We start from the raw sequence: 15,316 nt of genomic DNA, 5'->3' as shown, positions 1-15,316 counted from the left end.
ATGAGTAACCTGTTATGGCTTGTACCAGTTTTGCCCTTTGCCGGTTTTTTAATACTGGCATTGGCAGGCAAGCATGTATCCCGTGTTTGGGTTGCCATAATTGGTGCAGGAAGCGTAAGCCTTTCAGCCATCATAGTACTCATGATCGGTATTGGTTTTCTGTTACATCCTCCGGCAACCGGTAACTATTCCCAAACCTTATGGACCTGGATGCAAGTAGCTGGTTTCAATCCTAAGATCACGCTTTTTCTGGATGCACTATCACTCGTTTTTGTTTTTGTGATCACGTTTATAGGTGCCCTGATACATATTTACTCGGTAAGTTTTATGACCGGCGACAAAGACTATTCACGCTTTTTTGCTTGCATGAACCTGTTTGTATTTTCCATGCTCCTGTTAGTATTGGCCGATAATTTATTACTGTTGTATTTGGGTTGGGAAGGTGTGGGGCTGTGCAGTTACTTACTCATTGGTTTCTGGTATGAAAGTGAGGTTAACGGATATGCCGCCCGCAAAGCTTTTATCATTACGCGCATTGGCGACACAGCCATGGCCATTGGGCTTTTTGTAATTTTTTACCAGTTTGGCACATTGGCTATTCCTGATATTTTGGCTAAGGCCCCGGTTTTATGGCAGCAGGGGGCCTCAATAGCTACCATTACGGCCCTGTTGTTACTTGCCGGTGGTGTGGGAAAATCGGCCCAGTTGCCCTTACAAACCTGGCTGCCCGATGCAATGGCAGGGCCATCGCCCGTGAGCGCGCTAATTCATGCCGCTACTATGGTAACGGCAGGTGTTTACCTCATCGCCAGGATGCATGTTATATTCCAACTTTCGCCAATAGCGCAAATGATAATTGCTGTGATTGGAGCGGCGACCTTATTCATCGCTGGTTTTAGCGCCCTCACACAATATGATATAAAACGGGTACTGGCTTATTCTACCATCAGCCAAATTGGGTATATGTTTTTGGCATTGGGTGTAGGCGCGTGGACGGCAGCTATTTTCCATTTCATGATCCATGCCTTTTTTAAAGCCCTTTTGTTCCTGGCAGCGGGTGCTGTGATAGAAGCCTTGCATCACGAGCATAATATGTTTAAAATGGGCGGACTTAAAAATAAGCTTCCGGTCATTTTCTGGACCTTCCTGATCGGTTCGGCCTCATTGGCGGCATTACCATTGATAAGCGCCGGATTTTATAGTAAAGATCAGATACTATGGTATGCCTGGGCCAGCGAAGGAGGGAACCCCTGGCTATGGTTTATTGCCCTGCTTGGAGCCTTCATTACGGCAGTTTATACCACCAGGATGATGATCGTTGTTTTTTGGGGCGAAGCTAAAACAGAGATTGGTCATCATCCCGGCAAGCTCATGACCGTACCTTTGATCATCCTGGCCTTTTTTTCTCTTTTTGCGGGCTTTATAGAACTGCCGCATAATTTTGGCCATTTCAGGCTTTTTTCAGACCTGCTTCACCACGTATTGCCCGAAACGGTTTTAAAGGCTGGTATGGATGCCGAACTGCAATTCCAGCTCCTGGCCCTCCTGTCAACTTTTGGCGGGATTTACCTCGCTTATGTGTTTTATTACAAACAACCGCAACGGATTGAAAAATTAAGGCAATCGGGATTTGTTATGAACCTTTACCTGTTTTGGTTTTCGGGCTGGGGCTTTGATAAATTATACAATGTATTGTTTGTGAGGCCTGTGGTTTTTATAGCCAATATCAACAAAAATGATGTGGTTGATAAACTTTACCAGGGTGTCACGTTTGTAACTATCCGCCTTTATCGTTCATTGTCATTTACCCAGTCGGGCTCATTAAGGTGGTATGTTATGGGGTTGGTTATAGGGGCAATAATCATATTAAGTATACAAATAATGTTATGATATTGGTTTGTGTTATCGGTATATTAATGGGAGGCGGTTTACTGGCGCTTCTGTTGGGGCAATGGAGTAAAAACCTGTCCCGGTGGATAGCACTGTGTACAGTATTAACTGGTTTTATTGCTTTGGTAGCTTTTTGGATTGACCAATACCGCACCGACAATATCCATCTTTCAAACACCTGGATGATTGACTACCGGCATGATTGGATCCCGTCATTTGGGATAAGCTTTCACCTGGCTGTTGACGGGTTAAGCCTGATAATGCTGGTGCTAACTTTTTTCCTTGGAATTTTGGCGGTGCTGTGTTCCTGGAACGATGTGAGAGAACGTGTAGGTTTTTATTATTTCAATTTACTTTGGATACTGGCCGGAATTTCAGGAGTATTTATGGCGATGGATCTGTTCCTGTTTTACTTCTTCTGGGAGGTCATGCTTATCCCGATGTATTTCCTGATTGGTATATGGGGGAGCGAAAACCGGGTATATGCTGCTTACAAGTTTTTCATTTTTACCCAGGCCAGCGGTTTGCTGATGCTGCTGGCTATCATTGGCTTATATTTTATTCATGGCAATAATACTGGTATTTATACCTTTAATTACTTTGAGTTACTGGGAACCGCTATTTCGCCTCATATTGCTTTTTGGCTGATGATGGGTTTTATGATTGCCTTTGTGGTTAAATTACCCATTGTGCCCTTCCACACCTGGTTGCCTGATGCACATAGTGAAGCGCCTACTGCCGGTAGCTTAATACTGGCAGGGTTACTATTAAAAACAGGAGCTTATGGCATATTAAGGTTTGTTCTTCCTTTATTTCCGGAAGCTGCACGGGAGTTAGCGCCCTGGGCAATGCTTGTCGGCGTGATCGGGATTATTTACGGAGCTGTCCTTGCTTATTCACAAACCGATCTTAAACGCCTGGTGGCTTATACAAGTGTTAGCCACATGGGCTTTGTGATACTGGGAATTTTTGCTTTTAATGAACTGGCGTTACAGGGCGTGGTAATGCAACTTGTTACCCATGCAATAAGCACGGGGGCATTGTTCATTATGGCAGGGATGCTGAAAGAACGCCTGCATACCCGTGACATTAACCACATGGGTGGACTTTGGACCCAAATGCCACAAATGGGAGCTATAGGAATGCTGTTCGCCATGGCATCATTAGGCTTGCCCGGATTAGGGAATTTTATTGCTGAGTTCCTGATATTATTAGGCGCTTTCAAAGCCAATATATGGCTTACCGTTATTGCTACAGTCGGACTTATTTTTTCGGCCATTTATTCCTTACGAATTGTACAGAAAGTGTTTTTAGGGCCATCAGAAAGATCGGATCAGGTTCGTGATTTTTCATTCAGAGAAATAGTAGTAATGGCAGCGTTCACACTATCCATTATTTGGCTGGGTTTGTATCCGCAACCGGTAATTAATACCGTTAAGCCGATGATTAACAAATTAGAGCATATTTTTTTAACTGGAAATAAAAGTGTGCTAAAAGGGAACCATCAGGTAACGCCATCAAACGCACATAAATATATAGTCAAAAAATAAGAAGAACGCTATGTCAGGTAACGATTTTTTTGCTCTTACGCCATTATTATTACTTGCCGGTTCTTCCGTGCTCATCATGCTTTTGATTGCCGTAAAATTGAGTCACCGCGTAATCCAGCTCAGCAGCCTGCTTTTATTTACTGTCGCCTTTTCTTCTCTTTTTTATATTCAAAAATTGCTTCCTTACCATATTGATCCATTGCTGGTCATAGATGGGTTTTCGGTATTCGTTATGGGCCTGATCATTTTTTCGAGCCTTGTGGTCAATATCCTTTCTTACATTTATTTTGAAGAAAAAGAGGAAAGTCCTAAAGAATATTACGTACTGCTTTTTCTGTGTACACTGGGGGCTTGTGTGCTGACAGTAAGCAAACATTTTATTTCTTTATTCCTGGGCCTTGAAGTCCTGACCGTTGGTTTATATGCCCTGATTGCCTATTTGCGGGTGAGGCATCATAATATAGAAGCGGGAATTAAATACCTTGTTCTGGCGGCATTCTCTTCAGCCTTTCTTCTTTTCGGGATGGCCTTAATTTACCTTCAAACCGGAAGTATGGAATTTTCAATGATTGCCCGCAACTTAACTTCATTTCAATCATTATCCCCGCTGTTTCTTACAGGTTTGGGAATGGTGTTAGTAGGCGTGGGATTTAAACTGGCTGTGGTCCCGTTCCATATGTGGACTGCCGATGTATACCAGGGGGCGCCCGCACCGGTTACCGCCTTTATTGCTACCGCATCTAAAGGCGGCGTGTTTGCAGTGCTGTTCCGCTTTTTTATAATGATTGATGGTTTCAGGTTCAAGGTTGTAATGCTTATTTTAATCTGCATTGCCGTTGCTTCTATGATTATTGGCAATCTGCTCGCAGTACAACAAAAAAATGTAAAACGTATCCTGGCTTATTCCTCCATTGCGCACCTCGGTTATTTATTAGTTGCCTTTATCCCTGGCAGCATGATGAGCATAAAAGCAGTTAGCTTTTATTTAATGGCCTATTTTATTACTACCCTTACCGCTTTTGGCATCGTGACCGTTTTATCCAATAAAGAAACGGATGCGGAAGATATCGAGAGCTATAAAGCATTATTTTGGCAACACCCCGTTCTGGCCTGCATATTTAGCTCGGCTTTACTTTCCTTAGCGGGGATACCACTCACGGTTGGCTTTGTTGGAAAATTTTATATCCTGGCTGCGGGTCTCCAGGCAGGGTTTTGGGTAATTGCTTTAATCCTGGTTGTCAGCAGCGTGATTGGATTGTATTATTATCTCCGGATTATAACCACGATGTTCGCCGGACAAAAAAGTATCCTGTCTGAAGGGAAAAAAGCGAACCCCATTTTTTATATGGTAAGCATTATAGCTTTATCAGCCCTTAGTTTATTGATTATTTGGTTTGGGGTTTATCCATCAGGAGCAATGGATTTTATGGGATATTTTAAACTCAAATAGTATGAAGTGAAATGGTCAACAGTTCATTGATCAGTAAATCACTGACTTAAGTAGAAGCATTCCTGCATTTGTGGTAAATTGGCAACCCCTTTATATCTTTATTGAATAGTTTTGATTGAAGTTTTATCTGCTTTCTTGCTTTTGCTGCTACCCCATTCTCTAAAAAGTCGTACTTTTAAACCGTCTTATCAGGTCATGATAGTGGCAACATTTAACTATAAATAAGAAGTGTATGAACGCCATTCACAACAAAGATATTGGAACAAAACAAAAAGCGCTTGCCATTAATCTTGATACTGAAATTTATGGCTCATTCGCCGAAATTGGCGCAGGTCAGGATGTAGCTGCTAATTTTTTCAAGGCCGGTGCTTCATCAGGTACTATTGCCAAAACCATGTCGGCTTATGATATGACCTTTTCTGATGCTATTTATGGTGTACAACAAACACGCCGTTACGTAAGCGAAGCCCGGTTGATATCGATGCTTGATCACGAGTATGGCCTGTTAATTGAACGCCTGGCCGCACAGCGTGGGGATTCAACAACCTTTTTTGCTTTTTCTGATACCATATCGGCACTCAATTATAACAAAACAAATGATGGACATGGCTGGATGGGCGTGCGTTTTCAGCTGGAGCCTAAAGGCCCGTTTAATGATGTGGTGCTGCACGTAAAATTATTAGATAACGATAATAATTTGCAGCAGCAGGCAGTGGGGATCTTAGGCGTAAACCTGATGTATGCCTGCTTTTACTATCATGAAATACCACCAGTGTTTTTGCTTTCGTTGATGGACAACTTGTCGAGAGACCGTATTCAAATAGACATGATCCGTTTTGAAGGGCCCGATTTTACTAAGGTGGATAACCGCCTGATGAGTTTGCACCTGGTAAAATATGGCTTTTCGGATGCAGCTGTATTTGGTCCCGATGGTAAAAATATGCAGCCTACTGAAGCCTTGTATAAAAAGCATATTGTAGTGATCCGCGGGCGTTTCCGTCCTATCATCAATGTACATTTAGATATGCTTAACACCGGCGTTAAACAATTTTTTCAAGAGCCCGATGTTGATAAGAAAAATGTTATAGTTGTTACAGAACTTACCCTGCAATCGTTAAAAGAAAGAAACGCCGACCAAACTGCCGAAATTGATGAAAAAGATTTCCTTGACCGTGTGGATATTCTTTGTTCACTTGGGCAAACGGTAATGATCTCTAATTTTCATGAGTATTATAAATTAGTGGCTTACATGTCAAAGATCACCAAATTAAAGCTGGGAGTTGTTCTGGGCTTTCCAAATTTGGAGTATATCTTTTCTGAGGAGCATTATCAAGATCTTCCGGGCGGGATTTTGGAGTCTTTCGCTACCTTGTTCAGCCGAAAGGTAAAGTTGTTTATTTATCCTACTTTGCGCGATGGGGTAATCTGGAATTGCCTGAAGTATAATCCGCCACCGCATCTTATAGACCTGTACCGTTACCTGATTGCCAATAACAAGATAGAAGACATCAGGCATTACAATGAAAATAATCTTCACGTGGAAACCGATAAAGTGCTGCAACTCATAAAACAAGGTGAAGAGGGCTGGGAAGAATATGTGCCAGCCGATGTGGCCACTATGATAAAAGACCGGGCTTTGTTTGGTTATGCCAGTGAGATTGATCCAACCAAAGAAATTACCGCAAACGGCAGTGACCCTAAGACCGAATTAGATCCGGCTTAAATTGTTTTGGTAGTACCATAAAAAATGCGTTCCGTATCTCACCCCGGAACGCAGCACCAAGTGGTTCAACTAAATCTCAGATCTCCTGTTTAGGATCCAAGTTCTTTTTGGTCAGGCAGTATATTACTCGCTTCTTAAACTTTTTACCGGATTAATTAGTGCCGCTATCAAAATGTTCAGCACTCCGGATGTTGCCAAACCGGCAATATTCAAAAAGCTGAAAGCTTTGTTCTTTACCAAGGCACGTAAGGTGGTTTTGAAGTAATTCCTTATCATAATTTCAGGTTAGGAGTTAAATTGCTTGTTTCCTCAACGAAATTATTCGCAAATCTGTGCCATGTGTTTAATTATTTGATGATGAGATATTTATGTGGATTTTAAAAATTGAGATGTATCGAAATCGAACATTTAATGTTCGATTTTAGAACGAATGAGCTAAACAATTACAGATAAAAATGCATTCCGCATTTCCACTACCTATTTAACATCACTACAACGTTTTCGTAAATTATTATGGATCGCTTTTGGTACCAAAAAGCGTAAGGCTTGTATATAGTGTATGAGCTGTACAAACGTTAGCTCATAACCAATTATCATTCATAGCAAATCGTATTTATTAAATATTCAATTTACTATTATAAACCATAGCGGGTAACCGATCCCGCTGAAAAATAAACCAAGATGAAAAAACTCTTTATAGCATGTTTGCTATCTGTATTATTTATGCCTTCCGTTTTTGCTCAAAAAGAACTTACCCGCGACGAACGCATGCAATGGTGGCGTGAGGCCCGTTTCGGCATGTTTATTCACTGGGGCGATTATGCCGAATTGGCCGGCATGTATAAAGGGCACGAGGTAGGCCGTGGCGGCGAATGGATCATGAACAGGGCCAAAATCCCGGTAGCTGAGTACCAACAGTTTGCCAAAAAGTTTAATCCGGTAAAATATGACGCCGATGTTTGGGTAAAACTGGCTAAAGAAGCCGGCATGAAATACATTGTGATCACCGCAAAACACCATGATGGCTTTGCCATGTTTAAATCAAATGCCAGCAAGTGGAATATTGCCGATGCTACACCATATGGCAAAGATGTTTTAAAACCCTTGGCAGCGGCTTGTCATAAGTATGGTATTAAACTGGGTTTTTATTATTCGCAGGCGCAGGACTGGAATAACCCAGGTGGGGCGGTAGCACGCAAAATAAGCAGTGAAGGCTGGGCAAATCCCGATTCGGCCAAGATAGATGCCTATACCCAGGAACACAGCGGTCACTGGGACCCGGCACAAACTACCGCTACCATGGCCGATTATATCGATAAGGTAGCCGTTCCGCAGGTAAAAGAGCTGCTTACCAATTATGGCGAGGTGGCGGTGATCTGGTGGGATACACCAACCAACATGACCGATGAGTACGCACAAAAACTACATGACGTGTTAAAGCTGCAACCCAACATCATCAGTAATGACCGGCTTAAACGCCCCAATTTTGCGGGTGACTATAAAACACCGGAACAAAAAATACCCAACCTGAGTGAGCTTGACGGCAAAGATTGGGAAACCTGTATGACCATGAACGGAACCTGGGGTTATAAAAGCTTTGACCATAAATGGAAAACCCCCGAAACCCTGATCCACAACCTGATTGATATTGCTTCAAAAGGGGGGAACTACCTGTTAAACGTTGGTCCAACTGATGAAGGGGAGTTTCCGCAGGAAAGCATCAATTCATTAAAAAAGATGGGCGAATGGATGAAGGTGAACGGCGAAGCCATATATGCTACCAAGGCAAGCCCGCTGCAACCACTAAGCTGGGGGCGCTGTACCCTTAAGCCCGCAGGTAAAAACACCATCCTGTATTTTTCTGTATTTAACTGGCCTGCGGATGGTAAACTGGTAATTCCAGGATTAAAAAATAAAGTTATTAGCGCTAAAATGCTCGCCGGTGGGGCCAGTTTAAAAACCGATGCAAGTAATGATGACATAACTATAAACGCACCTGATAAGGCTATAGATAATATTGCTACGGTAATTAAGGTGGAAGTAAAAGGAACTGTAGGTACGCAGGGAGTTAAAGCCACTGATAAAATGAAAACTGGTGCGATTGATTAATAACTGGAGATATAGCAATAATAGATCAAGTTGAATGAAGCCACAATTACTTAAAGTATCAGCCGGTCCTGCTCAATCTTTTAGTGTTCGGCAAGATCTTGTTCCCTGTGTTAACAACCGTTGGCATTACCATCCGGAAATAGAGCTGATCCATTTTAAAAAAGGTAGCGGGACCCAATTTATTGGCGATAATATACGGCAATTTAAATCTGGTGATATTGTAATGGTAGGGGCTTATCTGCCACATTACTGGCGGTTTGATAATATTTATTTTGCTCCGGATAATGATGTCCCTGTTGATATTGGGGTCGTCCATTTTACCGAGAATTTTTGGGGAAATGATTTTTTGCAACTCCCCGAAAACAAGATGATCAAAACTATTCTGGAAAAAGCCAGGCGCGGGATACAAATTACCGGCAAAACTAAAAAGGTTATTGCCGAAATTATGGAAAGGCTGTTTATTGCTGAAGGGTCAAAAAGGATAGTTTTGCTAATAGATGCCCTTACTGCAATTGCCGAATGTGATCATATGGATAATTTATCATCAATAGGGTTTAGCCCTAATGTGGAAGAATCGCGAAATGATTGTATCAATGTTATTTATAAATATTCGCTGGCAAACTTCAAAAATAAAATACATATGGATGAACTTGCCGACCTGGTAGGGATCAGCCCAAACTCTTTTAGTCGTTATTTTAAATCGCGTACACGCAAAACCTATTCTAAGTTTTTGCTGGAGATTAAAGTTGGCCATGCTTGTAAGTTGCTTATAGAAAATAAGCTGCCATTAAAACAATTATGTTATGAAAGTGGCTTTAACAATTTCGCCAATTTTCATAAATACTTTAAGCTCATTACGGGTAAAAGTCCTTTAAACTATCAAAAGGAATTTATCCGGGTAAAATCCTAATTCTTTGTATGAAGAAATTTATATTATTTACCTACTTAACTATTTTTTATAGTGCTGTTATTGTAAACGCGCAAGCCCGAAAAGAAATAGTTATTGCTACCAAAAATGTAAGTGTTATACTTACCATCGGCGCCAATAACAGGGTATATCAGTCATATCTGGGCAAGCGGTTTGTAAATCAGGATGATGACCGGTTAATACCCGGTGGTAAACATGAAGCCTATATTACTGGCGGAATGGAAGACCTGCTACAGCCTGCCATCCGTTTAACACATAGTGACGGTAACCCATCGCTCGAACTGCAATATGTAAGCCATGACGCGAAAAACCTGGATGATAATGTTTCGGAAACAAACATTTTGCTGCAGGATCCCAAATATCCGGTTCAGGTAATATTGCATTACCAGGCTTTCAATAAGGAGGATATCATAAAATCATGGACAGAGATCAGGAACAATGAAAAGGGTGAAATAACCTTAGATGATTATGCCTCATCCATGCTGCATTTTGAAGCTAAAGATTACTGGCTTACACAATTTCATGGCGATTGGGCCTCTGAAATGAAAATGCAGGAAAGCAAGCTTACCAGCGGGGTAAAAGAGATAGATAGTAAGTTAGGGACGCGTGCTGATATGTACCAAACCCCAGTATTTTTCCTGGCCTTGAATAAGCCCGCAGATGAAACAACCGGGGAGTTGATAGCCGGTACATTAGCCTGGACGGGTAATTTTAAATTCCATTTTGAAATTGATGAACGCAACGCGTTAAGGGTGATATCGGGCATTAACCCTTATGCCTCGGCTTATAAATTAAAAAAGGGCGAAACTTTTATCACTCCAGCCTTTATTTTCACTTACTCAACCACAGGAAAGGGTGAAGCCAGCCGTAATTTGCATAAATGGGCACGCAATTATGGTGTGCTTGATGGTAATAAGCCACGCCTTACATTGCTTAATAATTGGGAGGCTACGCATGTTAATTTTGATGAAAAGGAATTGGTTAATTTATTTGATGACGCCACAAAATTGGGTACCGATCTGTTTTTGCTTGATGATGGATGGTTCGGTAATAAATATCCACGTAATAACGATAAAGCTGGGCTGGGGGATTGGCAGGAGAATAAATCGAAATTACCAAACGGGATAGGTTATCTGGTTAAACAGGCCGAAGCTAAAGGGTTAAAATTTGGTATCTGGCTGGAGCCCGAAATGGTAAACCCTAAAAGCGAATTGTATGAACAGCATCCTGACTGGATCCTGAAGCTATCCAACCGCAACGAAAACTATCAGCGCAATCAATTAGTACTTGATCTTACAAATCCTAAGGTGGCCGATTATGTGTATCATGTTGTTGTTGATATGTTAGTCAAGAATCCAGGTCTGGCTTATATTAAATGGGATTGTAACCGCAGTATGACCAATGCATGGTCGCCTTATTTAAAAGACCGGCAATCTGCTTTATATGTTGATTATACCTTGAGCCTGTATAAAATATTGGATCGGATACGGCAAAAATATCCACATTTACCCATTATGCTCTGCTCTGGTGGTGGAGGGCGTACCGATTATGGCGCTTTAAAATATTTTACTGAATTTTGGCCGAGCGATGATACCGATCCCCTGGAGCGCTTGTATATACAGTGGGGATATAGTAATTTTTTCCCAGCCTTAACCATCTCAAGCCATGTTACTTCATGGGGAAAGCAATCTATCAAATTTAGAACGGATGTGGCCATGATGGACAAGCTGGGCTATGACATTAAGGTTAGTAAAATGACGGATGAAGAAGTGAAGTTTAGTAAACAAGCCGTTAAAAACTATAACCGGCTAAACAATACAATTTGGTTTGGTGATCTGTATCGTATTGTTTCGCCGTATGAGGAGAATCGTATGGTGGTGATGTATGTAAATGAAGAAAAATCAAAAGCTGTTTTGTTTAATTATAACCTTAACACCCGGTACAAGGAAGTATTAAACAGGGTGCGCTTGCAGGGCCTCGACAGCCATAAACAGTACAAGGTAGAAGAAACAAACCTTGTGCCTGGTACCAAATCAAACCTGGCAGAAAACGGACATGTATTTAGTGGCGATTATTTGATGACGATGGGACTTAATTTAACACCTGGAAAATTAATACCCTTAACCAGTATGGTGATAGAAATAAGTGCAGCGAATTAATAAATCATTTACGATCATGGAGTAACTCATTCAATGCTATTGGCCATCTTTTTCTGTAGGAAAAAGGTGGCTTCTTGTTTTTTGCAAAGAAATCTTTCAATATAAGTACAGCTTGTGTAAGCGCTTCTCAGCCCTGAATATTAATTTCAATTATGACCGGTTGATCAGACTTTTTTAATTGCCTGAATTAATGAAAATGACGAATTGAAAATATCTTGTTATCACTCTTTTTCATTAACTTCAATCAATTAAAATAATTATGTTTCGACGCTTACAGAGCAGGGTCAACCGTCATTTCGAACCTATTTTTTTATTACTTCTGACCGGTTTTTTGCTTATCGGCAGTATGACCCTGAAAGATAATTATCTCATCGTAACCAAATATAGCCCTTCGGGTATCATTAGCTGGGAAATTAATACCAGTAATGCCAGGAGGGATTCCATTTTGAAAGAATGGCAGGCCGGCTTTAAAAAAGATCAGGTTTATACCAGTAAATCTACTTACTCAAAAACTGTAACCGGGATTGATACGGTAATTTTCCAGAACAATGCCGACTATGGCCTTATTGTGTGTTATGTAGGGATCCTGTTTATTTTAATTATCCGGATAGGGTATCAAAAGGTAAACCGCCATCGCCGTGTGATCTCGCAGGGAATGGTTTTCAACTTTATAGTTTTAGCTGTTCTGGCCGGGGTGCTGGATGTATTTGAAAATATCGGGACCAGCCGGATGCTGCACCTCTTCCGGCTTAAAGAAGCATTGCCCGGTGTCTGGACCATCTGTATTTTTGCATGGGCAAAATACCTGTTGTTGGCTATTGTAGCCAGTAAGTTGCTATATGAATCATTTAAGTTAGGTAAGCCGCGGTTTTGGCTTGATTATGTATCAGCGTGGCTGGGGAAATTACTTACCTACTCCTGGCGGTTCCGTATTGTACTGCTCACGCTGCTAACCTTTTTCATGGGGATATTTGTAAGTGATCAGATACAGGATATGCTGCTGTCAATCAACACATCCCGAAGCGCTAGTTTTTATTTCCTGGCCTCAACCACGCTGCTGGCCCTCATGTGCTGGCATTTACCAAAGGCAATTGATAATTCCATTAAAATAAGCTATAAGGCATTTTTTATGGGACCTGTTGATTTTAATACCCGGTTGCAGGCCGGCGCCAGACCAGCCGGTAAAGTAGATGTTGGCCGGTTGCTGGGTGCTGCCGCTTTTTTGATCCCAGCTACGGGTATACTGCATACTATGAACGTTTACCATATTAATTACCTGCTTAACGGAATATCCCCGCTGGTTCTCCTGGTGGCCTCCTTGGGCTTTTATAAAATCGTTTTGCGCTATAACTGGATTGACCGCATATATAAATCAGGAACAACAGTGATTCAATGGCGTTATTGGTTGACCATAGCACTGCTGTTGCTACCAATGTTTATATGGGGGTACGGATATGGTAAACAAAGCCGTGAGCCTTATTTTCTTGCTTATTTATCACTTGACCTGGTCTTTTTATCGGTCATGTTTATGATTACGGTCACCCTGCGTACCAGCGTTCCGGCTATTGCCAAATGGCGTGCCGCGCCCTGGATCATTTTCAGTGGGCTTGCCGCTATGCTTTTTTTTATCTTATGCAATTTTCCGCCTATTTTAAATGAGCTTACCAGTGGCAACCGCTTTTATACCATGCCCATAGTATTATGCGCCATTGCCGGTTATTTATTGTTTTTTTCCTTTTTGCTGTTTGCGGGCAAAAAAGTGGGTATCAGCATGATCACTTTTTTATTGCTGTTTACCCTTTACCGGTCAGTAAGCACCATCACCACCTATCATGAAGCTCACGTTCAAAAACAAAAGAACTATCAAAAATCGCTGGATTCATTAAATAATTATACAGAGCAATGGCTAAACAGCCGTAAACAGGAAATTAAAGCTTTTGTTGCTCAGCATCCTGGTAAGTCTTATCCCGTATTTTTTGTAAATGCCTATGGCGGGGGTATCAGGGCTACAGTATGGACAACCATGGTTATAGGTACACTGGATAGCTTACTCAAGAGCGGGTATAAGGGTGACAATCAGGTGAAGGATTTTCAGCACTATGTTTTTTCCTATTCTGGTGCATCAGGCGGCACGGTAGGTTTATCATTGCTTTGCAGTGCCCGTTATCAATACCGGCAAAATGTGAGCGCCGATACAGTTTTTTACCCGGTTAATTCCCTCGCCGTTTACCGGAATGATTATCTTACTTCGGATATTGTTGCTTTGCTTGGAAGGGATATGCTGGCATCTGCGCTGGGAATAGCGCCATGGACCGACAGGGCAAGATTGATGGAAGAGGACTGGGAAAGGCATACTTATGCCCATCATATGGATCTGGGCGTCACAATGGGTAGGATGTGGAAGGGAGGCAATTACGAAGTGCCGCTGCTGTTTGCCAATACATTTGATGTGGATAGCGGAAAAAAGGGTATATCGGCGCCAGTATTATTGGATAGCCTTGATTTCCCATCAACGGTATTTTTGGAACAGGAAATTGAGGATCCCGGCGACCTGCGACTGAGTACAGCGGCTTTTCTGAGTGCCAGGTTTCCTTATGTAAGTCCTACAGCTAAATTAAACGGAAAGCATCATTTTACTGATGGAGGCACCTGGGATAATTCCGGTGCGGAGACTTCGCTGGGGGTGTTGAACGTGTTTGAGAGGGTACGCAGCAAGCTGATTAAGGAAGATTCCATATTTAATTACATACAGCCGCAATTTTTGTCTCTCCCTAATTCGGTTAAACGGACCGAGCCAATAGGTAAGCCCAAAAATTTATTTGAGCCGCTGGCGCCACCGGTAGGCATATTGAATAGCAGGGTAGGCTATATGAAAAAATCAGATGGATGGAACTACTCTCTTTCTAAAATGAAGCATTATGGTTTTTATTTATTCAAACCTACTACTGATCAGGTACCCAATACAAGTATATGGCCGGTACTGCCACTTGGCTGGCAAATTTCAGATTATGCTATGAACAGGATGCAGGTAAGTGTATTAAGAGATAGTGCTGAAATTAATAGGGTGTTAGCTCGTTTTGGTATCGTCAGAAAAAAGGAGAATTAACTTACATTTTCAAGCCATCTATAATAATTAGGGAAAATATCCGACGGTGTCTCTCAAAAGGCCGTTTACTAACAGGTAAACGGCCTTTTTACTTATAATGCCGCTGTACAATCAATCCTTTTATTCGCTAAGTTTCCCCATGGTTAACAAAAATTTAATTGTGGGTTAAGCGTATCGCGAAAAATATTTTTTTGAACCGATCATAATATTCCTATCGTAACTATACCCTACAAAAGCACTACAACGCTTGTGATTTATGCGTATTATGATATTTGTAAATCATTTATAATCAGTTATTTATAAAATATTATATAGATTTACGCTTATAAAACAACCTGAAAGCCTTTATCCCATCTGCCTTAATATCACATTTTGATATTCATAAGTCCCGCAAATGTCTG

Annotated in this window: 9 protein-coding genes; 8 read left to right on the top strand and 1 reads right to left on the bottom strand. The window is 41.5% G+C overall.

The window, feature by feature from the left end; genetic code table 11:
* The 4 genes from nuoL (at position 1) to M2273_RS28130 (ending at position 6,613) form a co-directional block, all read left to right on the top strand.
* On the top strand, positions 1–1,890 hold the full coding sequence (nuoL, locus tag M2273_RS28145) for an NADH-quinone oxidoreductase subunit L (RefSeq protein WP_429401269.1): 1,890 nt from the start codon (positions 1–3) through the stop codon (positions 1,888–1,890).
* Positions 1,887–3,440 carry an NADH-quinone oxidoreductase subunit M gene (gene nuoM, locus M2273_RS28140; RefSeq protein ID WP_429401267.1) on the top strand — a complete coding sequence of 518 codons (1,554 nt, stop codon included), beginning with the start codon at positions 1,887–1,889 and terminating at the stop codon, positions 3,438–3,440. The genes nuoL and nuoM overlap by 4 nt, the downstream gene beginning before the upstream one ends.
* A gap of 10 nt (positions 3,441–3,450) precedes the next feature.
* Positions 3,451–4,890, top strand: a complete 1,440-nt coding sequence (locus M2273_RS28135) for an NADH-quinone oxidoreductase subunit N (RefSeq protein WP_429401265.1) — start codon at positions 3,451–3,453, stop codon at positions 4,888–4,890.
* A gap of 232 nt (positions 4,891–5,122) precedes the next feature.
* Complete coding sequence (locus tag M2273_RS28130; RefSeq protein ID WP_429401263.1) at positions 5,123–6,613, top strand: TonB-dependent receptor; 1,491 nt, start codon at positions 5,123–5,125, stop codon at positions 6,611–6,613.
* A gap of 123 nt (positions 6,614–6,736) precedes the next feature.
* On the opposite strand, the gene M2273_RS28125 is transcribed toward M2273_RS28130, so the two are convergent.
* The gene (locus M2273_RS28125) at positions 6,737–6,889 is read right to left on the bottom strand and encodes a hypothetical protein (protein ID WP_429401261.1); all 153 of its coding nucleotides are present in this window, start codon (positions 6,887–6,889) and stop codon (positions 6,737–6,739) included.
* Between the two features lie 405 nt (positions 6,890–7,294).
* Between M2273_RS28125 and M2273_RS28120 the strand changes: the two genes are divergently transcribed.
* The 4 genes from M2273_RS28120 (at position 7,295) to M2273_RS28105 (ending at position 14,915) form a co-directional block, all read left to right on the top strand.
* Entirely contained in the window at positions 7,295–8,722 is a 1,428-nt protein-coding gene (locus M2273_RS28120; protein WP_429401259.1) for an alpha-L-fucosidase, read from the top strand.
* A gap of 34 nt (positions 8,723–8,756) precedes the next feature.
* Positions 8,757–9,632 carry an AraC family transcriptional regulator gene (locus tag M2273_RS28115; RefSeq protein WP_429401257.1) on the top strand — a complete coding sequence of 292 codons (876 nt, stop codon included), beginning with the start codon at positions 8,757–8,759 and terminating at the stop codon, positions 9,630–9,632.
* A gap of 8 nt (positions 9,633–9,640) precedes the next feature.
* Entirely contained in the window at positions 9,641–11,809 is a 2,169-nt protein-coding gene (locus M2273_RS28110; protein ID WP_429401254.1) for an alpha-galactosidase, read from the top strand.
* 346 nt (positions 11,810–12,155) lie between these two features.
* Positions 12,156–14,915, top strand: a complete 2,760-nt coding sequence (locus M2273_RS28105; RefSeq protein WP_429401252.1) for a hypothetical protein — start codon at positions 12,156–12,158, stop codon at positions 14,913–14,915.
* Positions 14,916–15,316: the final 401 nt, after the last annotated feature.

This window comes from Mucilaginibacter lappiensis, from assembly GCF_050433765.1.
Taxonomy (GTDB): Bacteria; Bacteroidota; Bacteroidia; order Sphingobacteriales; family Sphingobacteriaceae; genus Mucilaginibacter; species Mucilaginibacter lappiensis_A.
Note: the sequence above shows the minus strand (reverse complement) of the source record. Positions and strands in the feature narration are given on the sequence as shown.